Source organism: Clostridium sartagoforme, from assembly GCF_039521405.1.
Lineage (GTDB): Bacteria > Bacillota > Clostridia > Clostridiales > Clostridiaceae > Clostridium > Clostridium sartagoforme.
Genome location: NZ_BAAACH010000038.1, coordinates 296,602 through 322,792 on the forward strand (window position 1 = coordinate 296,602; position 26,191 = coordinate 322,792).

General features: G+C 27.2%; 20 protein-coding genes and 1 other annotated feature. Of the genes, 18 read left to right on the plus strand and 2 right to left on the minus strand.

Annotated elements, in window-relative coordinates:
- The first annotated feature begins 2 nt into the window (after nucleotides 1-2).
- The 10 genes from ABDZ60_RS17025 (at nucleotide 3) to ABDZ60_RS17070 (ending at nucleotide 13,872) form a co-directional block, all read left to right on the plus strand.
- Entirely contained in the window at nucleotides 3-785 is a 783-nt protein-coding gene (locus ABDZ60_RS17025) for a TrmH family RNA methyltransferase (protein WP_016206794.1), read from the plus strand.
- Between the two features lie 67 nt (nucleotides 786-852).
- Nucleotides 853-1,079: a binding site (T-box leader), on the plus strand.
- Nucleotides 1,080-1,268: 189 nt separating this feature from the next.
- Entirely contained in the window at nucleotides 1,269-2,288 is a 1,020-nt protein-coding gene (gene pheS / locus ABDZ60_RS17030) for a phenylalanine--tRNA ligase subunit alpha (protein WP_016206795.1), read from the plus strand.
- Nucleotides 2,289-2,306: 18 nt separating this feature from the next.
- Nucleotides 2,307-4,685, plus strand: a complete 2,379-nt coding sequence (gene pheT, locus ABDZ60_RS17035) for a phenylalanine--tRNA ligase subunit beta (protein WP_343779764.1) — start codon at nucleotides 2,307-2,309, stop codon at nucleotides 4,683-4,685.
- A 167-nt stretch (nucleotides 4,686-4,852) separates the two neighbouring features.
- The gene (locus ABDZ60_RS17040; protein ID WP_016206797.1) at nucleotides 4,853-5,710 is read left to right on the plus strand and encodes a cell division protein ZapA; all 858 of its coding nucleotides are present in this window, start codon (nucleotides 4,853-4,855) and stop codon (nucleotides 5,708-5,710) included.
- A gap of 163 nt (nucleotides 5,711-5,873) precedes the next feature.
- Entirely contained in the window at nucleotides 5,874-8,225 is a 2,352-nt protein-coding gene (locus ABDZ60_RS17045; protein WP_343779767.1) for a U32 family peptidase, read from the plus strand.
- A gap of 10 nt (nucleotides 8,226-8,235) precedes the next feature.
- On the plus strand, nucleotides 8,236-8,595 hold the full coding sequence (locus tag ABDZ60_RS17050) for a hypothetical protein (protein WP_016206799.1): 360 nt from the start codon (nucleotides 8,236-8,238) through the stop codon (nucleotides 8,593-8,595).
- 20 nt (nucleotides 8,596-8,615) lie between these two features.
- Nucleotides 8,616-10,973, plus strand: a complete 2,358-nt coding sequence (locus ABDZ60_RS17055; protein WP_343779768.1) for an endonuclease MutS2 — start codon at nucleotides 8,616-8,618, stop codon at nucleotides 10,971-10,973.
- A 90-nt stretch (nucleotides 10,974-11,063) separates the two neighbouring features.
- Nucleotides 11,064-11,528: a 2-thiouracil desulfurase family protein gene (locus tag ABDZ60_RS17060; RefSeq protein WP_343779771.1), complete on the plus strand. Its 465-nt coding sequence runs from the start codon at nucleotides 11,064-11,066 to the stop codon at nucleotides 11,526-11,528.
- Complete coding sequence (locus ABDZ60_RS17065) at nucleotides 11,515-12,561, plus strand: hypothetical protein (protein WP_343779773.1); 1,047 nt, start codon at nucleotides 11,515-11,517, stop codon at nucleotides 12,559-12,561. Before ABDZ60_RS17060 ends, ABDZ60_RS17065 begins: the two co-directional genes overlap by 14 nt.
- A gap of 183 nt (nucleotides 12,562-12,744) precedes the next feature.
- Nucleotides 12,745-13,872: a M15 family metallopeptidase gene (locus ABDZ60_RS17070; protein ID WP_016206803.1), complete on the plus strand. Its 1,128-nt coding sequence runs from the start codon at nucleotides 12,745-12,747 to the stop codon at nucleotides 13,870-13,872.
- 67 nt (nucleotides 13,873-13,939) lie between these two features.
- Here the strand turns inward: ABDZ60_RS17070 and ABDZ60_RS17075 are convergent, their stop codons facing one another.
- Nucleotides 13,940-15,403, minus strand: coding sequence for an aminotransferase class I/II-fold pyridoxal phosphate-dependent enzyme (locus tag ABDZ60_RS17075; protein ID WP_016206804.1), 1,464 nt, complete (start codon nucleotides 15,401-15,403; stop codon nucleotides 13,940-13,942).
- Between the two features lie 204 nt (nucleotides 15,404-15,607).
- On the opposite strand from ABDZ60_RS17075, the gene ABDZ60_RS17080 reads away from it, so the two are divergent.
- From ABDZ60_RS17080 to ABDZ60_RS17115, 8 genes are all read left to right on the plus strand, one after another.
- Nucleotides 15,608-16,207: a 50S ribosomal protein L25 gene (locus ABDZ60_RS17080; RefSeq protein ID WP_016206805.1), complete on the plus strand. Its 600-nt coding sequence runs from the start codon at nucleotides 15,608-15,610 to the stop codon at nucleotides 16,205-16,207.
- A gap of 121 nt (nucleotides 16,208-16,328) precedes the next feature.
- Complete coding sequence (locus ABDZ60_RS17085; protein ID WP_343779775.1) at nucleotides 16,329-18,056, plus strand: phospho-sugar mutase; 1,728 nt, start codon at nucleotides 16,329-16,331, stop codon at nucleotides 18,054-18,056.
- A gap of 159 nt (nucleotides 18,057-18,215) precedes the next feature.
- Nucleotides 18,216-19,304, plus strand: a complete 1,089-nt coding sequence (locus tag ABDZ60_RS17090; RefSeq protein WP_425544868.1) for a tetratricopeptide repeat protein — start codon at nucleotides 18,216-18,218, stop codon at nucleotides 19,302-19,304.
- Nucleotides 19,305-19,798: 494 nt separating this feature from the next.
- A complete protein-coding gene (locus tag ABDZ60_RS17095; RefSeq protein WP_016206807.1) occupies nucleotides 19,799-20,533 on the plus strand; it encodes a WecB/TagA/CpsF family glycosyltransferase in 735 nt (244 codons plus the stop codon).
- Entirely contained in the window at nucleotides 20,526-22,058 is a 1,533-nt protein-coding gene (gene murJ / locus ABDZ60_RS17100) for a murein biosynthesis integral membrane protein MurJ (protein ID WP_343779776.1), read from the plus strand. The genes ABDZ60_RS17095 and murJ overlap by 8 nt, the downstream gene beginning before the upstream one ends.
- Before the next feature lie 9 nt (nucleotides 22,059-22,067).
- Nucleotides 22,068-23,348, plus strand: a complete 1,281-nt coding sequence (locus ABDZ60_RS17105) for a glycosyltransferase (protein WP_047000413.1) — start codon at nucleotides 22,068-22,070, stop codon at nucleotides 23,346-23,348.
- A 2-nt stretch (nucleotides 23,349-23,350) separates the two neighbouring features.
- The gene (locus tag ABDZ60_RS17110) at nucleotides 23,351-24,499 is read left to right on the plus strand and encodes a glycosyltransferase (protein ID WP_343779777.1); all 1,149 of its coding nucleotides are present in this window, start codon (nucleotides 23,351-23,353) and stop codon (nucleotides 24,497-24,499) included.
- A gap of 2 nt (nucleotides 24,500-24,501) precedes the next feature.
- Nucleotides 24,502-25,155, plus strand: coding sequence for a cyclodeaminase/cyclohydrolase family protein (locus tag ABDZ60_RS17115; RefSeq protein WP_343779778.1), 654 nt, complete (start codon nucleotides 24,502-24,504; stop codon nucleotides 25,153-25,155).
- 22 nt (nucleotides 25,156-25,177) lie between these two features.
- Here the strand turns inward: ABDZ60_RS17115 and pdaA are convergent, their stop codons facing one another.
- Nucleotides 25,178-25,960, minus strand: a complete 783-nt coding sequence (pdaA, locus tag ABDZ60_RS17120) for a delta-lactam-biosynthetic de-N-acetylase (protein ID WP_016206810.1) — start codon at nucleotides 25,958-25,960, stop codon at nucleotides 25,178-25,180.
- Nucleotides 25,961-26,191 lie beyond the last annotated feature (231 nt).

Genomic DNA, 26,191 nt, shown 5'->3' on the forward strand with positions numbered 1-26,191 from the left:
TTTTGATTTATATAGAAAGTAAAGACAATAATTTTTTTAAGGCTACAAAGAAACTGAAAGATAAAAGATTTAGGAATAAAGAAGGTAAGTTTATTTTAGAAGGATTTAGATTAATAGAGGAAGCTACAAAAGCTAATATGGAAATAGAATATATAATTTTATCTCAAGAAAATGAAGAAAAATTACATAATAGTAGTTTAAAAGAAGTTATTGGTGATGATAAAATATATGTTTTTTCAAGCGCTTTATTTTCTCAGATATCTTCTACAGAACATCCTCAAGGAGTTATAGCAATAGTTAAAAATAAAAAAATGATTATTAATTTAGAAGGACAATTCTTTTTAATATGTGATAAAGTTCAAGATCCAGGTAATTTAGGAACTATAATAAGAACTGGTCATGCAGCTGGGGTTGATGGAATAATACTAACAAAGGGAACAGTAGATATTTATAATGATAAAACAATAAGATCTACTATGGGTTCTATATTTTACGTTCCTATTTTTTATGATGATGAAGATTTTAATATTATTAAAAGGCTTAAAAATAGTGGAGTTTCATTGGTAACAACCTCTCTTGAGAAATCTAAAAACTTTTTTGAAGAAGATTTAAAAGGGAAAATTATGTTAGCTGTAGGTAATGAAGGCAATGGAATAAGTAATGAACTTTTTGAACTTGCAAACAAAAAGGTTAAGATCCCAATGCCTGGAGGAGCTGAATCTTTAAATGTAGCGGTTGCAACATCAATAATTTTATTTGAAAAAGTTAGACAAAATCTAATATAGAAATAAATAGAAAATTTCTATTGAAATTAATTAAGTTTATTTGTATAATAGATTGTAAATTAAATATAAAAAGACAGTGAATGAGAAAGTAGATATAAAAGTCTTTTCAGGGAGAAATAGTCTAAGACTGGAAGCTATTTTAAAGAAGTTTATATTGAAGTTCCCTCAGGAGTCCTAGAAGTGAAATTAACAGTAGTTTCTAGCGGTTTTAATCGTTATTTAAATTTGAGTTGGGTTGTGAAATTATAAATTTTATAACCAATTAGGGTGGTAACGCGGCACTTCGTCCCTTTTATAGGGGACGAAGTTTTTTTATTCTTTAGGAAATTATAAAAAGTTTATTCTTAATATAACTTTTTATAATTTTCTTCCTTCAGTTTTCAAGTGGGCATATGTAAGTTTGCGTTGACTTGGAGCGAAGTAACGGAATAAGTAAATTTACATATGTCCATTTTTTATTTTAATCAAAAAGGAGGAACAAATATGCAAGAAAAGTTAATTGCTATTAAAGAAAATGCATTTAATGAATTAACAAATGTAAATGCTAGCTCAGAGTTAGAAGAAATAAGAGTAAAATATTTAGGTAAAAAAGGAGAGCTAACTACTATATTAAGAGGAATGGGATCATTATCTCAAGAAGAAAGACCAATAGTAGGAAAGCTCGTAAATGTAGTAAAAAAAGAAGTTGAAGATAAGATTGAAGAAATATCAAGAGAAATTAAGGAAAAAGAAAAAAATGCTAAATTGGCATCAGAAGTTATAGATATATCTCTTCCGGGAAAGAAAAATTTAATTGGTAAGAGACATCCTCTGGATTTAACTTTAGAAAGTATGAAAAATATATTTATATCAATGGGATTTACAGTAGAAGAAGGGCCAGAAGTAGAATTAGATCATTACAATTTTGAAGCTTTAAATATTCCAAAGGATCATCCAGCTAGGAGCGAGCAAGATACTTTTTATATAAATGATAATCTAGTATTAAGAACACAAACTTCACCAGTTCAAATTAGAGTTATGGAAAATCAAGCTCCACCAATAAAAATGATAGCTCCAGGTAAGGTATATAGATCAGATGCAGTTGATGCAACTCACTCACCTATATTTTATCAAATGGAAGGACTTGTAATTGATAAAGGAGTTACATTTGCAGATTTAAAAGGAACTTTAGAGCTTTTTGCAAAAAAGATGTTTGGAGATAAGGTTAAAACTAAGTTTAGACCTCACCATTTCCCATTTACAGAACCTTCAGCAGAAATGGATGCAACTTGCTTTGTATGTGAAGGCAAAGGATGTAGGGTATGTAAAGGAAGTGGCTGGATAGAGCTTTTAGGTTGCGGTATGGTTCATCCACAAGTATTAAGAAATTGTGGTATAGACCCAGAAGTTTACAGTGGATTTGCCTTCGGATTTGGTGTTGATAGAATGGTTATGCTTAAGTATGGAATAGATGATATTAGACTATTATACGAAAGTGATATGAGATTTTTAAATCAATTTTAATTATAGGAGGTAAAAGAGATGAAAGTACCATTTAATTGGTTAAAAGATTATGTTGAAGTGAATATAGACGCAAAAGAACTTGGAGATAGATTAACATTATCAGGATCAGCAGTAGAAGAAGTTATTACTCAAGGTGATACAATTAAAAATGTAGTTACTGGAAAAATTGTTGAAATAACTGCACATCCAGATGCTGATAAATTAAATGTTTGTCAAGTTGATATAGGAGCAGCCGAAAAAATTCAAATTGTTACAGCTGCAACAAATATGAAAGAAGATGATGTAGTACCAGTTGCTCTTCATAAATCAATTTTAGCGGATGGAACAGAAATTAAAAAAGGTAAGCTTAGAGGAGTAGTATCTAATGGTATGTTCTGTTCAGAAGAAGAACTTGGAATAGCTGGAGATGAACCAGTTCATGGTTTAATGATCTTACCTAAAGATGCACCACTAGGGATAGACATAAAAGAGTATTTAGGTCTTAATAAATCAATATTAGATTTTGAAATAACTTCAAATAGACCAGATTGTTTAAGTATTGTTGGTATGGCTAGAGAAACAGCAGCAACTCTTAATACATCTTATAAAATGCCAAGTTTTAATTATGAAGTAAAGAATTCTGAAAATATTAATAATAAATTAAATGTTGAAGTTAAAGATTCTTTATGTAGAAGATATATGGCAAGAGGCGTTAAGAATGTTAAGGTTATGCCTTCACCAGGTTGGATGCAAGAAAGATTATTAGAAGCTGGTGTTAGACCTATAAATTGCATAGTTGATATAACTAACTTTGTAATGCTAGAACTTGGAGAACCAATGCATGCTTTTGATGCAAGAGAAATTAAAAGCGGGAAAATAGTTGTAGAAAGAGCTAAAGATGCAGAAACTTTCGTTACTTTAGATGAAACTGAAAGAAAGTTAGATCCTAGTTTCTTATGCATAAAAGATGGAGATAAAACTATAGCTTTAGCAGGAATAATGGGTGGATTAAATTCAGAAATTAAAGAAGATACAAATGAAGTTATATTTGAATGTGCAAACTTTGATGGAACTAATATAAGAGTTAACTCTAAAAAGCTTAATTTAAGAACTGAAAGTTCATCAAGATTTGAAAAAGACATAGATCCAAACCTTGCAAGTCTTGCAATAGATAGAGCTTGTGCTTTAATTTGTGAACTTGGATGTGGTGAAGTAATGGAAGGAACTATTGATGTATACACTCAAAAGAAAGAAGAGGGAAGTATTACAGTAGATTCTAATTGGATAAATAAATTCTTAGGAACAGAGATATCAAAAGAAGATATGAAAAGATATCTTGATTCTTTAGATTTAAAGACTGAAATTGCAAATGATGATTTGGTTATAAAGATACCAACATTTAGAATAGATATAGCAATTAAAGAAGATATAGCTGAAGAAGTTGCAAGAATATATGGATATGATAAAATTCCAACAACAATATTTAAGGTATCTACTGAAAGAGAGCCTAAATATAAAAATGAAATATTAACTGAAGAAGTTATAGATACTATGATAGGAAGTGGATTAAATCAATCCATCAGCTATTCTTTTGTATCACCTAAAGTTTTTGATAAAATCAATTTACCAGAAAATAGTGATTTAAGAAATGTTGTAAAGATTAAAAATCCACTTGGCGAAGATTATTCTGTAATGAGAACAACTACTATTCATTCAATGATGGAATCCTTAGGAAGAAATTATTCAAGAAATAATGAATATGCCAGATTATTTGAGGTTGGTAAGATATATATACCAAACGAAGATGAAACTGTTCTTCCAACTGAAAAGAATATTTTAACAATTGGTATGTATGGAGATTGCGATTATTTAGATTTAAAGGGAGTTGTAGAAAATATTGTTGAATCTTTAGGTTTAAATAAAGTAACATTTGCTCGTGAAGCTGAAAATCCTAGCTATCACCCAGGTAAAACTGCTGCTTTAATGATTGGCAAATCAAGAGTAGGGGTATTAGGTGAAGTTCACCCTGATGTTTCGGAAAACTATGGCGTTGATGTTAATTGCTATTTAGCTGAGTTAGATTTAGATTTATTATTTAATGGTGCTGAAACAACTAAGAAGTATAAGCCACTTCCAAAGTTCCCAGCAGTTACAAGAGATATAGCTCTATTGGTAAATGATGAAGTGTTAGTACAAGAAATTGAAGACACTATTAAAAAAGCTGGTGGAAACTTAGTTGAAAAAGTAAAATTATTTGATATTTATAAAGGTGCTCAAATACCAGAGGGTAAAAAAAGTATAGCTTATGCAATTGCATATAGAGATGAAAAAAAGACACTTACTGATAATGATGTAAATAAAGTTCACGATAAGATATTAAGAAGCCTTGAATATAAATTAGGTGCAACTTTAAGATAATAGATAGTAAATAAAAGATACTTTAGAGTTAATATTATTAGTCTAAAGTATCTTTTATTATTTTATTTATAATTAGATTATAACTATATTATAATTATATATACATTCTTTGGAATATTTATGTTAGAATTATATTAGTTATAATTATTATGTTAATGAGGTGTGTTATGAATACTATAACTATTAAGATAAATGGGATTGAATATAATCTAAAAGGAAGAGAAAATGAAGAGTATTTATTACAAGTTGTAAAATATGTAGATGGAAAAGTTAGAGATATTATGGCAAATAATAGGAAGTTGAGTTCTACAGCATCAGCTACACTTGTTTCATTAAATATAGCAGATGAATTATTTAAAGCAGATATAGAAATAGAAGAATTAATGAAAAAAAATACTTCTCTAGAAGAAAGAAACATAACATTAAAAGAAAGAATAAAAGAAATTAGAGAAGAAGCAGAAATCCTTGAGTTTAATAGTAATAAAGAGATAGACAAATTAAACAAATTAATAAATGAATTGAACAAAAGGATTTTAGAGGATGAAGAATTAAAAAATAAAGTTAAGCTTCTTGAAAAAGAAGAGAAGGAAAATAAACTTTTAAAAGAAAAGATATTAAGTTTAGAAACAGAAATATCTTCTAAGGAAATAAAAATTAATGAGCAATTATCATTAGAGTCAGAAATAAATTCTTTAAGAAATGAAAATTCAATACTAAGAGAAGAATTAGAAAATTATTATAAAGAATTAGAAAATTTAAAAGAAAGTAATTACTTGTTGAAAAATAATGAAATGGGGTACAAAGAAAAATTCATTAAACTTAATGAGGAATGTAAGATAATAGAAGAGGATTTTAAAAAGACAAAGGCAGAAAAGGAATCATTAAAGCAAAGAAACAAAGAAATAAAATTCCAATTACAAAATTCAAAATATAAGGTATTAGATTTAGAAAAGAAATTAATTGATACACAAGTAAAGCTAGCAATAGAAAAAAGACATAGAAATGCTTTACTAAAAGATGTTTAGTCAGTATATTATTTCTATAAAGGCAGCTTGATTTTGTTAATTAAGCTGTTTTTATATTAAATAAAACAACTTAATTTCTAGCAATAGAAAAAAATTATAAATTGTGATATATATAATTAGTGAAGATAAAAGCATAATAAACTAAAGTTTAGGAGAAGTATTTATGAATAAAGTAGAAATTTTAGCTCCAGCTGGGAGCATGGAAAGTCTTGTAGCGGCAATGAATAAGGGAGCAGATGCGGTTTATTTAGGTGGAAATAAGTTTTCAGCTAGAGCATATGCATCTAATTTTGATAATGATAATATGATAAAAGCTGTTGATTATGTACATAGCTATGGAGCTAAGGTTTACGTAACATTAAATACTATATTAAAAGAAAATGAAATTGAAGAAGCAGTTAGATATGTAGGTTTTTTATATGAAATAGGAGTAGATGCAATAATACTGCAAGATTTAGGATTATTTAAAAGAATAAAAGAAGATTATCCCGATTTTGAAATACATGCATCTACACAAATGACTATACATAATGGAGAAGGTGCACTATTTTTTAAAGAAAGAGGTTTTCATAGAATAGTTTTATCTAGGGAACTATCTGTAGATGAAGTTAAATATATTTCTAAAGATTTAGGAATAGAAACAGAAATATTTGTTCATGGTGCATTATGTATTTCATACTCAGGTCAATGCCTTATGAGTTCCATGATAGGTGGTAGAAGTGGAAATAGAGGTAGATGCGCTCAGCCTTGCAGAATGGAATATACATTAAAGGGAAATACATCTGGAGAAAGAAAGGCTTATCTTTTAAGTCCTAAGGATACATGCACAATAGAAGACATGAAAGATATTATAGATTCAGGAACATATTCACTGAAAATAGAAGGAAGAATGAAAAGACCAGAATATGTTGCAGGAGTAGTAGAAAATTATAAAAATGCAGTAGAAAAGGAATTATACAATACAGAATATAATGTTAGCAAAGGAAAAAGAGAATTATTACAGCTATTTAATAGGGGTGGATTCTCTAAGGCTTATTTACATAAAAATGTTGGAATGGATATGATGAGTTTTAAACATCCAAGAAATACGGGAGTACCTCTAGGAAAAATAGAGAAAAATGGAGAAATAGTTTTAAAAGAAGATATTGCTTTAGGTGATGGATTTAGGTTTAGGGAAAGTGGATATTCAATAAATAAAATTATAACTAATGGAAAAGAAGTAAAAGAAGCAAAAAGAGGAGAAAGAGTTAAAATATTTCCAATTGCTTATAAGGTAGGGGATGAGATATTTAAATCATTAGATAGAAAACTGTTTGATTCTTTAGAGGATTCTATAAAACCATATAATAGAAAAATTTCCTTAAAAGCAAATGTTACTTTTAAAGTTGCAGAACCATTAAGAATAAGCATAGAATATAATGATAAGAATTATGAATTTTTAGGCGAAGTTGTTGAAAAGGCAGAAAAAAGACCTTTAGAAAAAGATAGAGTTATAGATTCACTATGTAAATCTGGAGAGAGCGCTTTCAAAATAGATGAAATTAATTTTGAAGCTTTTGAGGATGGATTTATAAGAGTTAGTGATTTGAATAACCTGAGAAGAGATGCTTTAGAAGGAGTTCAAAAATCTATTACAAAATCTTTTAGAAGAAAGAGACCTAAAAAATTAGATAAAATTGATAATATTAAGAGCAATGATATAAGTTTAGATATAATATATCAATGTATTACGAGAGAACAGCTTGATACTTTAATAGAAGAAGGTGTTAAGGATATAATAGTTGATGTGTTTAATAGGGATAAAGATGCTATTAATGTTAAAGATTTAATAGAAGTATCTCAAAATAAGGAACTTAATATATATTTAAAGGTTCCAAATATAATTAAGAGTGAATTTAATAATGTAATAAATATAATAGAAAAGGTAAAAGAATATATTAAAGGGATAGTGACTGTTAATGTTGGGATAATTCGTAATTATCAAGATGAAATGATGATAATAGGTGATTATAAACTTAATATAATAAATTCAGAAGCTTTAAAGTTTTATCAAAATGAAATTGATATTCCTACACTAAGTTTAGAGCTTAATAGGAAAGAAATTAAAAATATGCTAAAAGGAAATAGGGGGAATGTACAAGGAATAATATATGGCAAAACTGAGCTTATGATAAGTGAATATTGTCCTATTGGAAGTACTTTTGGTGAAAAATCATCGTGTAAGGATTGTAATTTAGCATGTACAAGAGATGAGTTTACACTAATAGATAGAATGAATGAAAAATTTAGAGTAATGACTGATATTTTCTGCAGAAGCTATATTTTAAATCCTTATCCATTGAATCTTATTGAAGAAAAAGATGATTTAAAAAATCTTGGAATAAATTCCTTTAGAGTTGAATTTAGAGATGAAAATTCAAATGAGGTAAAAAAAGTATTAAGAATGATAAGAGGAGAGGAAAAAGTTAATACTAATACTTATACAAAAGGTCATTATAGAAGAGGGATAGAGTAGGAGAGAAAACATGAGCATTATATTACATAGGTATTTACTTTTAGGAGTAATATTATTAAATTTACTAGCTATATTAAGAAGTAGAAAGTTTGCAAATAATGCTAAAATAGTAAATGCTATTATTGAATATAGAAGAGAAGGTATTAAGTTAATAAAAGATTTTTGGAAAAAACAAATTATAATGATTGCAATAGGAGTAACATTATTTTTATTAGCTATATTAATTAAAGAAAATGATAATAAGATTGCAATTAATACATTTTCACTTATAAATTATTTATATGTGTTGATTTCAGTAGTATTAGTTACGTATAACTATAATAATTTTAATAGAGAAATATCTAATTTATTAAACAAAATTAAAAGTTAGAGTAATGAAGAGGAGATATTATGGAAGAAAGAACTCTTAGAGTGTTAGAATTTAATAAGATAAAAGAAAAACTAAAAGAATATGCAGTAACATATGGTGGAAAAGAAATTATAAATAATCTTAGACCTTACGACACTGTATTTGAAGTTAAAAATAAACTTAAGGAAAGTAACGAAGCATTAGATTTATTAATAACAAAAGGAAATCCTCCTTTTGAAGGATTATTTGATGTTAGAGAGGGAATAGAAAGAGCTAAAAAAGGAGGAGTATTATCAGCCGGACAATTGCTAAGAATTGGCGGTATGTTAAAATGTTCAAGAAGATTTAAGGAATATATATCTAGAAGAGAAGATGAAGTTCCTCATATAACTCTAGAAGATTTAGCATATATATTAACTCCTATTAAAAGTCTTGAAGAAATTATAGAAATTTCTATAATTTCTGAAGAGGAAATAAGTGATAGAGCAAGTAGTACATTAAATGGAATAAGAAGAAATTTAAAGGAAAAAAATTCTTCTGTAAGAGATAAAATAAATTCAATTGTAAGATCCAATGCAAAGTACCTTCAAGATGCCTTATATACAATGAGGGGAGATAGATATGTTTTACCCGTAAAGGCTGAATATAAGGGAGCAGTTCCAGGACTTGTACATGATCAAAGCTCAACTGGAGCAACATTATTTATAGAACCTATGAGTCTTGTTAATTTAAATAATGAAATAAAGGAACTTAAGCTTAAAGAAAAAGCAGAGATCGAAAGAATATTAATGGATTTATCTAATAGGGTTTATGAAAATATTGAAACTGTGGAATCTAATTATAAAATTCTTACAGAGCTAGATTTTATATTTGCAAAAGGAAAATATGCTTCTAGTTTAAATGCTGTTTGTCCAGATGTTAATGAAGATAGAAGTTTTGATATAATTCATGGAAGACATCCTTTAATTGATCCTAAAATAGTTGTCCCTTCTGATATTTATTTAGGAAATGAGTTTAATACATTAATGATTACTGGTCCTAATACTGGAGGTAAGACAGTAACATTAAAAACTGTAGGATTATTACATTTAATGGGACTTAGTGGACTTTTAATACCAGCAAAAGATGCTTCAACTATAAGCTTTTTCACAAAGATATTTGCTGATATAGGTGATGAGCAAAGTATAGAGCAATCTTTATCCACTTTTTCATCTCATATGACTAATATAGTAAAAATAATGAAGGAAGCAGATAAGAACTCACTAGTTTTATTTGATGAATTAGGTTCAGGTACTGATCCGGTTGAGGGTGCAGCATTAGCAATAGCTATAATAGACACATTAAGAGAAAAAGAAGCAAGATTAATTGCTACAACACATTATAGTGAATTAAAAGGATATGCATTAAGGACACCTGGTATTGAGAATGCATCTGTTGAATTTGATGTTGAAACATTAAGGCCTACGTATAGGCTTTTAATAGGTATTCCGGGAAAATCAAATGCATTTGAAATCTCAAAAAGGCTAGGGCTTCAAGATGAAGTAATAAATAAGGCTAAAAGTAACATTTCTTCAGAAAACCTTCAATTTGAAGATTTAATAAGAGATCTTCAAGAAAAAAGCATTTTAGCCAATAGAGATGCTAGAGAAGCTAAAAGAATAAAATTAGAAGCAGAAGACTTTAAAAAGAAGTATGATGATAAGCTTAAAAAGTTAGAAGAAGTTAGAGATAAAGCTTATAATGATGCTAGAAGAGAGGCAAAAGATATTATAGCTAAAGCAAAAGACGAGGCAGATGAAATATTAAAGGCGATGAGAGAACTCGAAAAGCTTGGAATTGCTCAAGGTGGTAGGGCTAGACTAGAAGAAGAAAGAAAAAAACTTAAAGATAGCTTAGAAAAAAAGGAAAATTCATTATATAAAACAAGAGAAAATACAGGAGAAGCCATTGAAAAGGTAATTTTGGGAATGGATGCATATCTTCCTTCGTTAAATCAAAATGTAATAATAATTTCAATGCCTGATTCAAAAGGAGAAGTTCAAGTAGAAGCAGGTATAATGAAAATAAATGTTAAATTAAAGGATTTGAGAAAAGTTAATGATAAACCAGTAAAAAAAGAAAAGAAAAAAAGAGAACTTAAGCTAAACTTGAAATCAATAGATAGCAGAGTTGACTTAAGAGGGATGGATGCAGAAGAAGCTTGCTACAAAGCAGATAAATATTTAGATGAAGCTTATATGGCTAATTTAGGAGAGGTAACAATAGTACATGGAAAAGGAACAGGAATTTTAAGAAAAGCTATAAATGATATGTTAAAAAGACACCCACATGTAAAGAGTTATAGATTAGGTGAGTATGGTGAAGGTGGAGATGGAGTTACAATAGCAATTCTTAAATAAAATAATAATTAAAATACTATTAAGATAAAAAGAGACTCATGTTTCAGAGTCTTTTTTTATGTTATAATTATATAAGAAAAGAGGTGTGATATGTATCTTATAAGTAGTTGTTTATGTGGAGTTAATTGTAAATATAGTGGAGGTAATAACTTAAATAATAAATGCTTAGAGCTTTTCAAAGAAGGTAAGGCTATATTAGTATGTCCTGAAGAACTAGGGGGACTCCATACACCAAGAACTCCTGCAGAAATAAAAGGTAGCTCAGAAGGAATCTTAAATGGTAAGGATAAAATTATAACTAAAGAAAATATAGATGTTACTAAAGAATTCTTAAAGGGTGCATATGAAACTTTACATATAGCTAAGTTAAGTAATATAAATAAGGCGATTTTAAAAGAAGGAAGTCCATCATGTGGAGTTAATTATGTTTATGATGGTAACTTTAATGGAACAAAAATAAAGGGAAAAGGTTTGACGGCTACTCTTTTAGAGAAATATGGAATAGATATTATAAGTGATATTGACTGGAAGGAGAATAACTGTGGGAATATTTGATATCTTTAAAAAAATTAAAAGAAAATCTAATGAAGATGAGTATGATGAATATTATGAATATGAATTTGAAGAAAAATTAGAAAGTTTAAAAAAAGTTGATAATAGAGTTAATGATGAATCTAATGAAGAAGTTTATGAAAAAAAAGAAGTAGAAGCATATGAAGATAAAGAGGATATAAATATAAAAGAAGAAGTTAAACTAACAAAAGAAGAAATTGAAGAATTACTTTTAAATGAAATTTTAAAAGTAATTGAAGTATATGATGATTTCGATAAGGTAAAAATAGCAGCAAGAGAAGCCGCTAATAATATTGGTAAAGAATATTTAAATGAGTTGCCAAACTATTTAAATGGTAGAATACACAGACCAAGTAGATTCATAGACAAATATGATGATATTGGGGAATGGACTATAATTGTTGAAAACTCTGTTCTAATGATAATTTATAGTTTTAAGGAAGATGCTGTAGCTGTATTACAAAGAATATCTCAAAGAAATTCTAATTTGAATCTTAAGGCTACAAATTTATTATGCAAGTTAGCAAGTGAAAATACTAAGACTGATGAAATAGTAAATTCAATAATGAATAATTTGATTGCTTTTAACGATGAAAACAAGATTATAATTTTAGGTTTTATGTCTCAAATTAAAGAAAATAATCAAGTAATTGGCCTTATCCAACATTTTTATAAAAGTTTTATAAAAAGTGGAGAAATAGAAAATGCTTATAAAACTTTAAAACATTTAATAAATGCTGCAGAAAGGTTTACAAATGGGCATTTAAACTTTTTAAAATCACTAGCTATGGGTAAAAATACTCTTAACTTAGAAGAAATAACAGCTATTGAAGAAAATGATCCTAAAAGTGTACGAATGGATAAAGTTGATGACTATCTAAGAGTAGATGCGGCTATAACATATTATACTTTAAATCAAAAAGATGATGATATAAACAGTAAACTTTATTATTTAAGTGAATATTCATTAGATAAAAATTTAAGAAATAAAATAAAGTCATTATTAAAGTTATAATATATAAATTAAGTAGATTGATATATTTATAAAATATCAATAAGTTTATATTTTTGTTATTAATTATTAAATATATAATTAAATTTAAAACTAATGAAATATTATCTAGATTTTATAATAAAAATATATTTTAACTATAAATAATTTTTGTTATAATGCTAAATAGTAATGGAGGGATAAGCTTTGACAAAAAGTAAATCGAAAAGAAAAAAACAAATGTTAAAAAGAAGAATTATAGCATTAATTATTTTTGGAATAGTTATAGGTGGAGTTGTTTATACCCCTATTAAATTAAAGCATATTAATTTATTGCAAATAGAAGCAAAGGCAAGTGAACGTTTTAATAATAAAATGAGTTTTATAGAAGACTATAAGAAAATTAAGGAGAATTTCAGTAATTTATATGCATCAGATGATAAACTACAAGAAATAAGTGAATCTATTGATGTAATAGATGAAAAACTGTCAAATGGAGTTAGCGAAGAAGTTGAAAGTTTAATTTCTACATTAAAATCAGTTATAAGTGATTTAAGTGCAGCTAATCAAATAGAACTTGAAAATATATTCAATGATGTAAATAGTGACAATATTAATAATTTTACTGAAGAAGAAATGAATAAGGTTAATGAATACACAAATGAATACAATCAATTATTTAGCAAAGAAAAATATAAACAAGCAAAGGAAACTTTAAATTTATTAAGTAATTATATAAGTGAAACAAAAAAAGTTGCTAGCGAAAGAAAAATAAAAGAAACTTATGAACAAAAATCAAATGAAGATTCTAGTTTAAGAGAACCAAAATATATAAATGGAATATTGATTGTAAATAAAGAATTTGGATTACCTGATAGTTTTTTACCTGGCGAAAGTGCTGAAGCGAGACAAGCTTTTGAAAATATGAAAGCAGATGCAGCAAAAGAAGGAATATACCTTAATGCTTTTTCGACTTATAGAAGCTATTGGAGTCAAAATATATTATATTGGAACTATGTTTCAAATTACGGACAAGATCCTACAGATACATTTTCTGCAAAAGCGGGTTTTAGCGAACATCAGACAGGACTGGCTTTTGATATTGGAGGTTTAGATAGATATCTTTGGGCAGAAGAAGATTTTAAATATACTGATGAAGCAAAATGGTTAAAAAGTAATAGTTATAAATATGGATTTATTCTAAGATATCCAGAAGGCAAAGAATGGAAGACGGGATACATGCATGAATCTTGGCATTTTAGATATATTGGAGTAGATCATAGTATAAATTTTAAAGATAGTGATTTAACATTAGAAGAATATTTAGGATTATAAGGGGATGTCGTAGACATCCCCTTATAATATAAGTTTTATATTTATATTAATAATATAATTTTAAAGCTTATTTTGTAACTATTTTAATATTTTCAACAGTTAAATCTTCCGTCCCTTGAACATAAAGATTAGCCCTCTTTAAGTCATGAACATAATCAACAATTTCTTGTGTTATTTCCTCACCTGGACAAAGTACTGGAATTCCTGGTGGATATGCAAGTAAAAACTCACCTGAAATTTTTCCTATACTATCTTTTAAAGAAATTGAAGTTTTATTACTATAAAAAGCTTCTCTTGGGTTAAGAATTTTTCTAGGTATTGTAGGAATATCTAAAAAGTCTTGAATAGGTTCTCTTTTACCATAGTAATCATTTGATATTTCTTTAAGGGCAGATAATAATCTATCCATGCCTTCTTTGGTATCTCCAAAAGAACCAACTGCAAGTACATTATAAAAATCGGATAATTCCATTTGTATATGATACTTATCTGCTAAAATCATATCAAGTTCAAAGCCGGTAATTCCAAGTTCTCTTGAAGATATAGTAAGTTTTGTAGAATCAAAAGAATAAGAACCAGGTTTTCCAAGAACTTCTTCCCCAAAACAATAGAATCCAGGAATTTTATTTATTTCATCCCTAGTATATTTGCAAAGTTCTATAGCTTTTTCAAGTAAACTCCTTCCTTCTAATGCAATTTGTCTTCTAGCACAATCTAAAGAAGCCATCAATATGTAAGAAGGGGAGGTTGTTTGCATTAAATTTAAAATTTGTTGAACTCTTGTAGGATTAACATATTTACTTTTAACATGCAATAAAGATCCTTGAGTTAAAGATCCAATTATTTTATGGGTACTTTGAGCACATATGTCAGCGCCTGCTTCTAAAGCAGACATAGGTAACTTTTCTGAAAAAGCTAAATGAGGTCCATGAGCTTCATCCACTATTAAAGGTATGTCATAGCTATGAACTATATCAGCAATTTTCTTTATATCTGTTGCTACACCATAATAAGTAGGATTTATAATTAATACAGCTTTAGCATCTTTATTTTCTTTAAGAGTTTTTTCAACTGTCTCAGGAGTTACCCCGTGAGCAATTCCGAGTTTTTTATCAATTTCAGGCTCCATAAAAATAGGAATAGCACCACTTAGAATAATACCAGAAGTTACTGATTTATGTACATTTCTAGGAATTATTATTTTATCTCCATCATTAACTACAGAAAGTATCATAGCTTGTATAGCACCTGATGTACCATGAATAGAAAAAAATGACGAATGTGAATTATAAGCATCAGCTACTAATTCCTGAGCTTTTTTTATAGGTCCTGTTGGATGATGTAAACTATCAACTAATTTAAAGACCGTAACATCTATTTTAAATGGATTTTCACCTATAAAATCCTTAAATTCTTTGTCTATACCTACTCCTTTTTTGTGTCCAGGAACATGAAATGGAAGAGTATCTCTATTTACATATTCTTTAAGAGCATCAAAAAGAGGAGTTTCAGCTTGATTTAATTTATACAATTAGAACACCTTCTCTCTTATAAATATTATTGATTAATCAATAAGTTTTATACAAACATTAATATTATATTTTATTAGCTTCAACTATGCAATAAAATACTAAGCAATATTAAAAGAAATATGTAATTAAGTGAAATTTGAATAAAAAATAGCATTTGTGACAAGAATATTTAAAGAGAATCTTGTTAATTAGGAGGAATTATCTTGAATAGCTTAAACTTAAATAAGAGAGAAGCAAATATACCAAACAATGCTAAGAAGTTAAGAAGAACAGGGAAGGTGCCAGGAATATTATATGGAAAAAATTCTAAGGACTTCATGTTTGAAGTAGGAGAATTAGATCTTTGTAGAGAAATTTCTAAAACTGGTGAACATGGAGTTTTAAATTTTGAACTAGATGGCAGTAGTAGTCATAAGGCATTAATAAAAGATCTTCAAAGAGATCCTGTATCACATAAAATAATTCATCTAGACTTAGAAGAATTAGAACAAAATCAAAAAATTATATCCTCTGTTCCTATTCACTATGTAGGAGAAAATAACTTAAATAAAAGGGGAATGGTATTACAAAAAGAAAGAGGAAGTATAAAAGTTGAATGTACAGCTGATACATTACCAAAGCATATAGATATAAATATTAATGATAGTAATAATGGATATGTTTATAGGGTCGGTGATTTGGAAGTTGCTTCTGAGCTTTCAATAATTGATGATTTAGAGACTGTAATAGCTTCAGTAACTTATGAAAGAAAAACTGTAAGCGATGATATGGAAGAAATAGAAGAAGAAAATAGTCATAAATAAACAAAAAATACCTCGAAAAATGTAAAGAGATACAATGTTTTATCTCTTTATATTTTTTTATTCCATAATCAAAATCTTTAGTGTATAATATTACCTGATTATTAGTTTTAGGAGGGGTAGCATGTTATATAGAGAAAAATATAATGATTGGTTAGAGTCAAAGATAGTTGATGAAAAGATGAAAGATGAATTAAGATCAATAAAGGATGAAAATGAAATTGAAGATAGATTTTATAAAGATCTTGAATTTGGTACAGGTGGACTTAGAGGGATAATTGGTGCTGGAAGTAACAGAATGAATATATATACTGTATCTAAAGCTACTCAAGGTTTTGCAAATTATTTAAATAAAAGTTTTGAAAATCCATCAGTGGCAATAGCATATGATTCAAGAAATATGTCAAAAGAGTTTTCAAAAGCTGCAGCTTTAACTCTTTGTGCAAACAATATCAAAGTATATTTATATGAAGATTTAAGGCCAACTCCAATGCTTTCTTTTGCAGTAAGATACTTAAATTGTACTGGAGGAATTGTTGTTACAGCTTCACATAATCCAAAAGAGTATAATGGTTATAAAGTATATGATGAATTTGGTGGTCAAGTTACTGATGAAAAGGCAAATATAATAATAAATGAAGTTAACAAAATAGGTAATTTTGATGAAATAAATACTATGAAAGAAGAAGAAGCTTTAGAAAAAGAATTATTGGTATATACTTGTGAAGAACTAGATAAAGCTTATATTGATTCTGTAAAGAGTTTAACTATTAGAAAAGAACTAGTAAAAGAAAAGGCAAATGATTTAAAAGTTATATATACACCAATACATGGATCTGGAAATATGCCAGTAAGAAGAGTTCTTAAGGAACTTGGATATACAGGCGTATGCGTAGTTAAGGAACAAGAAATGCCAGATGGAAACTTTCCAACTGCATCATATCCAAATCCAGAAGAACCAGCAGTATTTAAGTTAGCATTAGAAATGGCTAAAACAGAAAACCCAGATGTTATTTTTGCAACAGATCCAGATGCTGATAGAATTGGAGTTGTTGTAAAAGATAGTGAAGGTGAATATAGGGTATTAACAGGAAATCAAACAGGATTATTATTAACTCAATATATTTTAGATGCTTTAAAAGAAGAAGGAAAGTTATCAGAAGATGGAGTTATAATTAAAACAATAGTAACTACAGATGGAACTAAGAAAATTGCTGAAGCATATAATGTTGAATTAATAGAAGTTCTAACTGGATTTAAATATATTGGTGAAAAAATACAAGGATTTGAAGTTAATAAAAATAAAACTTATCTTTTTGGTTTCGAAGAAAGTTATGGATATTTAGCAGGAGATTTTGTTAGAGATAAGGATGCTGTAATAGCAGCTATGTTAATAGCAGAAATGACTTTATTCTATAAAGAAAAAGGTAAGAGCCTTTTTGATGGTTTAGTAGAATTATATGAAAAGTATGGATACTTTAAGGAAACTCTAGTATCTTTCGAGTTAAAAGGAAAAGAAGGAAGCGAAAAAATATCTAATTGTATTGATTCTTTAAGAAATGAAAAGCTTGTTGAAGTTAATGGAGTTAAGATAATTACTAAATATGACTATAAGCTAAGTGTTGAAGAAGATATGGCTACTGGAAGTAAAAAGGAAATTAATCTTCCAAAATCAAATGTTTTAAAGTTTGTTTTAGAAAATGGTGCGTGGTTTGTAGTAAGACCTTCAGGAACAGAGCCAAAAATGAAAGCTTATGTTGCAGTAGAAGGAAGTAGTTTAAAAGATTCAGAAGAACAATTAGAAAAGTTTAAAAATGAAGTAGTAAATTTAATTAATACTAAATTAAACTAAAGAGATTAAATTATAAAAAAATAATCAGTTAAGATAAATAAGGTAAGTTATTATATTAAATAGCTTACCTTTATTTAATATCTAAAAATATAAAACTTTAAAGCTATTGAAATATGTAGTATTATTTATAATAAAGCTATTTTTAAGGAGGTATATGTATTGGATTATAATGCAGAATTTAAAGAAAAATTAGGTAAATTATTGTTTTTAGAAATGGACCAAAAGGGATTTAAGGAAAGTATAAATATTCCTAGCTATGTAGATTTTAAAAATAAAGATTTATATTTACCTATTTCCCCAGAATACATAACATCAAATGTTAATAATGAAGTTAAAATTAAAAATTTGCCTATATATTATTTTATAGAAGGAATGTTTTTTGCTATAGGAGCAGATGAAAATCTAAGATTTAATGAGGATTATGAATTAATATTAACTTATATTAAGGATACAGAAAATTGTATAAAAAGTATAATTTCTAAGAAGATAAATGATGATAAGTTAATAGATGCTTATTTACTTTTAAAGGGATTCTATAAATACTCAAAAGATATTGATATTATGAGAAAACTTTTATTAGTAGGTGAGAGCTTAAGAGAGAAAGATAGTGCATTTAAAGAGATATTATTACAAGACATAGAGTATTGTGAAAAAAATATATTAAAGATTCCAGAAGCTTATCTTTATAAATCATTAATATTAAAGGATGATAAAGATTTTAAAGGAGCAAAAGTTGCAATTAATGAATATTTAAACAATGGTGGAAAAAGAACAGAAGATGTGAATATATTAATTGAGGATATTACTAATATTTCAAATTATGAAGTTGCAATAGAACATTTAAATGATGATCCTATTAAAACCATAAAGTTACTAATTGAACTTTTAGAAAAGTTTGATGACAACCCATTAATATACTATTATTTGGGGGTTGCTTATAGAAAGCTTGAAAATTATGAAAAAGCTATTTATTACTTAAATGAAAGCTTAGAAAGAGAAAGCGGAATATATGAAGTAGTGGTTGAACTTGGAATAAACTATGCATGTATAAATGATTTTGAAAGTGCAATTAAATACTTTAAAAAAGCCTTTGAGGCCACGAAGGAAGTAGAAATTTGTACAAATATTGTTATGTGCTATATGAATTTAAATAATTTAGAAGAAGCTAAATTACATTTAGATATAGCTAAGAAAATAAATTCTGAAGATGAAATAGTGAAAGACTTAGAAAAAATGTTAAATAAATAGATTTAAATTGCGAATATAAAGGCTACGATAAATAGATATGTTTCATAAGCTAAATAGCTACGCAAAGAAGTACTAGGCTGGGAGAACTACTATGCAAGAGTTTTGGTTAAACTCGCTGCGCTCAGACAAACCAACAACACTAAGGCATAGTAGTTCTTCCTTCACCAAGTACTTATAGTTTCTCGCTATATGCTTATTTCACCGTCTATTTATCTTCGCCAACTTATATTAAGAATTTAAATTAATAATGAATTAAGTTATTGGTAAAAAATAATTGGTGAGGGAAATTAAAAACTTAGTTAAGTGCAGTAGACTATAATTGAGCTCGTTCTCTGTTACTTGATACCTGTTACTTAAGAAGCTTGCTTCGTTATTTTTTACAAATGTGCACTGTGCGTTGTGAACTGTGAACTTAAAAGATTGCTTCGCAAAATTTAACAATTGTGGTATTATATTTATGAATAAATTTACTTATGCATTATTAAGGAGAGAAAATGAAAGATAATAATTTTATTGATGTATTAGGATATAAAGTATATAGAAATAAGTTATCTAGTGCATTAAAATATATTGATAGTTTTGAAAAGGTTCATATAGTGTCTGGAAATCCAGAAGTACTATATACAGGTCTTTATAATGATGAGTTATTAAATAATTTTAAGTCTGATAAAGCATTTATAATACCAGATGGAGTTGGTCTTCAAATTGCAGCTAAGTATTTAAAAACTCCTGTTGAAGAAAAAATAGCAGGTATAGATTTAATGAAGGAAATAATAAAAAAATGTTCAAAAGAAAATAAGAAGATTTATTTGCTTGGAACAAATGATGAAAGTCTTAATGCTTGCGTTGCAAATTTGATGGTTAAATATCCTAAGATAAATATTGTAGGCTATAGAAATGGATTTTTTGATATAAATAAAGCAGATGAAATAATAAAAGATATAAAAGAAAAAAAACCATATGCAATTTTCGTAGCCATGGGGTGCCCAAGACAAGAACAATTTATAGTAAGATATATGGAAGAATTACCATGTAAAATATTCATGGGTGTTGGTGGGAGCTTTGATGTAATTGCAGAAAAAGTTAATAGAGCTCCCAAATGGATGATAAAAATTGGGCTGGAGTGGTTATATAGAGTTTCAAGGGAACCTTGGAGAATAAAGAGGCTTGGTAGTATTCCTAAATTTTTACTACTTGTTGCTAAAAACAAAAAGGTGATATATGAGTAAAAATACGATTTTCAAAGCAACTTTCATAGTAATGCTTATGACTATATTAAGCAGAGTAATAGGTTTTGGTAGAGATATGTTAGCTGCATATCATTTTGGAGTAGAAGGATCTTATGATATATATGTTGCCTCAGTTGCAATTCCTGAATCAGTATTTATGATAGTTGGGCTTGCAATATCAACAACATTTATACCAATACTTAGTGAAATTAGACATAATAAAAATAAAGATGAGATGTTTAAGTTTTCAAATAACGTTGTGACTATCTTAAGTATATTATCAATAGTTGTAATTGTATTAGGTTTAATATTTACAAAGGAGATTGTTAATATATTTGTACCTAAGTTTACTAAAGAGCAAATTGAACTAACTATATTTTTAACTAGAATAACTTTAATAAATATAATTCTATTATGTGTTAATGCCTGCTTTGCCTCTATATTGCAGGTATGCGAAGACTTTATTGTTCCATCATTATTAGGACTATTTTTTAATATTCCAATAATAGTATATCTAGTTTTTTTTGCTGAAGTGAGCATTATAGGATTAACAATTGCTAACGTTCTAGGAAATTTACTTAGGGTATTAGTTCAAATTCCTTCATTATATAAGCAAGGTTATAGATTTAAATTATATATAGATTTAAGAGATGAAAAACTTAGAAGTATGATAATTTTGATACTTCCTGTTATAGTTGGAGCTGGAGCCAATTCAATAAATATGCTTGTAGATAAAAGTTTAGCATCAGGATTAAATACTGGTGCAATGGCATCTTTAGAGTATTCACAAAGGATAGTTACATTTGCTAATACAGCAATAACAACATCAATAGTCTCAGTAATTTATCCTTTAATGGCAAATAGGCTAAATGCTGGTGATAAGCAAGGATTTATAAAATACTTAACTAAATCAATAATAATAATTTGCTTATTTTTAATTCCAATAACTTTTGGAATGTTATTTTTAAGTAAAGAAATAGTTACAGTATTTTATGAAAGAGGGAAGTTTGATTCAAGTGCTGTTGTTCTAACTTCCATGGCTTTATTTGGATATTCTTTGCAGCTACCTTTTGCAGGAATAAGAGATATTTTAAATTCATCACTATTTTCAATGAAGAAAACAAAGGTTACTACAATTAATGGAATAATTGGTGTTGTAATAAATATAGCTTTAAGCATTATTTTATCTAAATATATGGGGGTTCTAGGTATAGCTATAGCAACATCTGTATCATCATTAGTGATAGCTTTATTACTCCTAAATTCAACTAAAGAAGTAGTTGGAAGTTTTAATATAAGTGAAGTTATTATAAAAATTAGTAAAATCATATTAAGTTCAACATTAATGATTTTAATTCTCTATTTTATAAATAGTTTGTTAAGTATAGAAAATTCTTTTATTATTATTTTAACTGATGGAAGCCTTGGAGCTGTAATATTTATGATTATGTGTAAGATTCTAAAAATAGAAGAATTTAATGAAGCTTTAAATATGATAAAGATGAAATTTAAGAAGGAGGGTTAAATTAAGAAAATGAAAATATTATTTATTGCATGTTATTCACCTTTGATTAATAATTCAGCATCAATTGAAACTCTTCAATATTTAAATAATTTAGCAAGGATTGAAGATAATAATATTCATTTATTAACAGTGAACTTTCCTTCAAATTCAATTTATTATGATGAATATATATTTAATATGTTAGATAAGAAAATTAATTTACATATAATATCAGGTGGAAAGTTATTTGAAGCAATTATGCCAAAAAAATATAAAGAAATGTCAGAGACTAATACTACTATAGGAAAAGTCAAAATTAAGAGTGCTTTAAGAACAGTAAAAAAAATATTAGCAGTACCAGACATGTATTTATATTGGGCATTTAAAGCTAGTGAATATGGAATTAAACTTATGGAAAAAGAAGCATTTGATGTTATGTTTTCTATGCATGAGCCACCATCAAGTCATATATGTGCATATAAGATTAAAAAGAAATTTCCAAACCTTAAATGGATAACATACTGGAGTGATCCTTGGCTTAAGGATTCTACACGAGAAGACTCAAACTTTATAAGAAGAAACTTTGAGAAAAGATATGAAAAAAATGTAATTAATTTAGCAGATAAATATATATTTGTAACAAAAGCTAATAGAGATGATTATATTGAAACTTACAATATAAAAAAGGAAGATACTTATACTATTACAAGAGGTTATGATGAAAAAACATATTTTGATATAAAGGAAAAAGAAAATCCCAAATTAATAGATAAGAAAAAGATAAATATAGTTTATACTGGAGAGATTTTTTCGAAGCTTAGAGATGTAAGACCTTTTATTGAAGCGGTAAATAAACTTAATTTAGATGATAATAATCTATATGAAAATTTAAATATACTTTTTTTTGGGAATATAGATGATGAAGATGTTAAATATGACTTATCTAAAATAAGTAATGTAAAAGTATCAAATAGAATACCATATAGAGAAGCTTTGGGATATATGATTAATGCAGACATATTATTACTTTTTGGTAACAAGAATTCAAAACAAATACCAGCAAAAATATATGATTATTTTGGATGTAATGGATATGTATTAGTTGTTTTAGGTGATGAAAAAGATCCTATAATAGATGTAGTGAAAAACTTAGATAAATGTAATATAGCCTTAAATAATTCCAAAGATATTTCAAAAAAAATTGTAGAGTTATCGGAAAAAATATTAAGTGGAAACAACTCAAATCCAATTAAGGAGTATGAGTGGGAAAATATATCGAAAAAATTAAATTCTATTTTAAAGGGGGAGTAGCTATGCATATTATGTTTATACCATCATGGTATCATAATAAAAGAAATCCGGTTCATGGAAGTTTTTTTAAAGAGCAGGCACTAGCCCTTCAAGAATGTGGAATCAAAATTACTATTGCTTATAATGAAATTTGGCCATTGACATTAGCTTTTAAGATAAAAGAAAAAAATGGCTTAAATTATGAGATTGAGGAAGGATTAAAAACATATAGATATAAAAACTTTAATTACCTTCCTAAGAATCCTATGATGTTTAAAGTATTTAATAGAAGATTAGAAAAGTTATATAAAGAAATAATAAAAAGAGAAGGCAAAGTAGATATAATACATTGCCAATCTTCATTTTGGGCGGGGATAAGTGCTAATTATATTTCTAAAAAGTATAATATCCCACTAATAATAACAGAACATTCTTCTTTGAAAAAAGCTGTGTACATTAAGGATAGTTATAAGCCTTTAATAAAAAAGTCTTATTCTGAAGCAGATATACTTATAGCTGTAGGAAGTGGATTAAAAAAAGAAATGTCAGAGTTTTGTGGAAGAAAAGATATAAATATTATACATAATTTAATACCTATGGAAAACTTCTATATAAGTAATACTAAAAACGAAAAATTCACTTTTTTTTCTTTAGCATTTTTAGAAGGTGAAAAGGGAATAGATACACTTATAAGATCATACGCTAAATATTTTAAAGGAACAAATTCTAAGTTGTTAGTAGGTGGAGATGGAAGTCAAAAAGATTTCTTAATTAAGTTATGTGAAGAGTTAAAAATAGAAAATCAAGTAGACTTTCTAGGAGCTTTGTCTAGAAAAGAAGTTTCACATTATATGAGCATATGTGATTCCTTTGTTTTAGCATCAAGATATGAAACATTTGGAGTTGTTTATATTGAAGCTTTAGCATCAGGAAAACCTATTATAGGAACTTATAATGGTGGTGCAGAAGATATCATAAATCCTAAAAATGGATTAATAGTTAAGGTTGATGATATTGATGAATTAGGAAATGCAATGAAATATATAATGGCAAATATAAACTCTTATAATCCAGAAGATATAAGAAATGAATGTATATCAAGATTTTCTAAAGACAAAATAACAAGAGAAATACTAAAAGTTTATGATTTAATATTAAGTAAGAGAGGTTAATTATGTTATTTAAAGAGTATAGTATAGATAAATTTATAGAAGAATTATCTTCAGATGCACCTTCACCAGGAGGCGGAAGTGTTGCAGCATTAGTAGCTGCCTTAGCTAGTTCATTAAATTCTATGGTTTATTCACTAACAGTAGATAAAAAGGCATTTGAAAAATTGAATAATTCAGAGAAAAATAAGATGCTTCAATTACAAAAAGAAGCTAAGGAATTTACTGATAAATTTCAAAATTATATGGAACAAGATAGAAAAGACTTTTTGAACTTAATGGATAGCTATAAATTACCTAAGGATAGTGAAGAGGAGATTGCATTAAGAAAAGAAAAAATTAAAGAAAATACAATAAAGGCAATGAAAACACCTTTATTATTAGCAGAAGAATGTATTAAGTTTTATGATAATATTGAATTTGCAGTTAGATATGGTAATAAAAATTTAATTTCTGATGCTGGAGTTGCAACTATCTTATTACACTCAGCAATAGAAAGTTCTATAATTAATGTGAAAGTTAATTTAAACTTCTTAAGAGAAGAAGAAATTTGTAATGAAATAGAAAATAAATGTAAAACTATACTTAATAACTCTTATGTTAAAAAGTGTAATATTATAAATGTAGTTGAAGATATAATATACCCTAAAAAAGTATAGTCTCAAAAGAGACTATACTTTTTTAGGGTAATTCATTTAAAGATTTAAATTCATATCCTTGAGATTTAAGTTCCTGAATTACAGTTTTTAATATTTTAGTGTTTGTATCAGAAACAGCGTGTAATAATATTATAGAACCTGGATGAGCTCCATTTACTATTTTCTTTATTGCAGCAGATTCTTCAGGTTGCTTATTAACAAGCCAATCTTTATAAGCAAAACTCCAAAATATTGTTTTGTATCCTAAATCTTGAGTTTTCTTTAAGGAATTTTTAGAATACTTACCCATTGGAGGTCTAAAAAATTTAGGCATATCTTGTGAAGTTAAAGCTTTAAATTCATCTTCTACTTCAGTAAATTCTCTAGTAAACTTCTCATTATCTAAAATACTGGCCATGGATGGATGATGTGATGTGTGATTACAAACTAGATGTCCTTCATCTACCATTCTTTTAACTATATCAGGTTGCTCTTTTATATAAGGTTTAACTACAAAAAATGCAGCAGGAACTTGTTCATCTTTTAAAATGTCTAAAATCTTTGGAGTATTACCATTCTCATAACCTTCATCAAAAGTTAGGTATAATATTTTAGAGTTTGTATCACCTACATAGTAAGCGCCAAAGTCACTAAAAAAGCCAACAGACTCTTTAGGTGGTTCTGGAGTTTTCCCTTTTTCTCTATTTACAAAATACCAATTAAGTTCTAAATCATCAGAAGCTAGAGCATTTATAGGGATAAAAGAAAAAGTACAAATAATAATTAAAGATAATATTAAAGTAGTAAATATATTTACTTTTTTCATTATTTCACCACCTTTTATTAAATATATTTAAGTATTAAGTTGATAATAAAAACTGTTTTATCTTAACTATAACTTATAACTTTATTTTTATCTAAAATGATTCTTTTACACATAGAAATACAATGTATAAATGCTATTAATTGGCGATTATGATATTTTGTGAAGCAAAATAGTGAAAAGTGCTTCACAATTTATAAAGTATTATCAATTCTTATATTTTTAGATTAAATA

Bases quoted from the DNA above. Each gene is read 5' to 3' on its own strand.
- ABDZ60_RS17105 (WP_047000413.1), top strand. From the start codon at position 22,068: ATGAAAATATTATTTATTGCATGTTATTCACCTTTGATTAATAATTCA.
- pheS (WP_016206795.1), top strand. From the start codon at position 1,269: ATGCAAGAAAAGTTAATTGCTATTAAAGAAAATGCATTTAATGAATTA.
- ABDZ60_RS17060 (WP_343779771.1), top strand. From the start codon at position 11,064: ATGTATCTTATAAGTAGTTGTTTATGTGGAGTTAATTGTAAATATAGT.
- ABDZ60_RS17045 (WP_343779767.1), top strand. From the start codon at position 5,874: ATGAATAAAGTAGAAATTTTAGCTCCAGCTGGGAGCATGGAAAGTCTT.
- ABDZ60_RS17110 (WP_343779777.1), top strand. From the start codon at position 23,351: ATGCATATTATGTTTATACCATCATGGTATCATAATAAAAGAAATCCG.
- ABDZ60_RS17085 (WP_343779775.1), top strand. From the start codon at position 16,329: ATGTTATATAGAGAAAAATATAATGATTGGTTAGAGTCAAAGATAGTT.
- murJ (WP_343779776.1), top strand. From the start codon at position 20,526: ATGAGTAAAAATACGATTTTCAAAGCAACTTTCATAGTAATGCTTATG.
- ABDZ60_RS17040 (WP_016206797.1), top strand. From the start codon at position 4,853: ATGAATACTATAACTATTAAGATAAATGGGATTGAATATAATCTAAAA.
- ABDZ60_RS17055 (WP_343779768.1), top strand. From the start codon at position 8,616: ATGGAAGAAAGAACTCTTAGAGTGTTAGAATTTAATAAGATAAAAGAA.
- pdaA (WP_016206810.1), bottom strand. From the start codon at position 25,960: ATGAAAAAAGTAAATATATTTACTACTTTAATATTATCTTTAATTATT.
- ABDZ60_RS17095 (WP_016206807.1), top strand. From the start codon at position 19,799: ATGAAAGATAATAATTTTATTGATGTATTAGGATATAAAGTATATAGA.
- ABDZ60_RS17050 (WP_016206799.1), top strand. From the start codon at position 8,236: ATGAGCATTATATTACATAGGTATTTACTTTTAGGAGTAATATTATTA.
- ABDZ60_RS17115 (WP_343779778.1), top strand. From the start codon at position 24,502: ATGTTATTTAAAGAGTATAGTATAGATAAATTTATAGAAGAATTATCT.
- pheT (WP_343779764.1), top strand. From the start codon at position 2,307: ATGAAAGTACCATTTAATTGGTTAAAAGATTATGTTGAAGTGAATATA.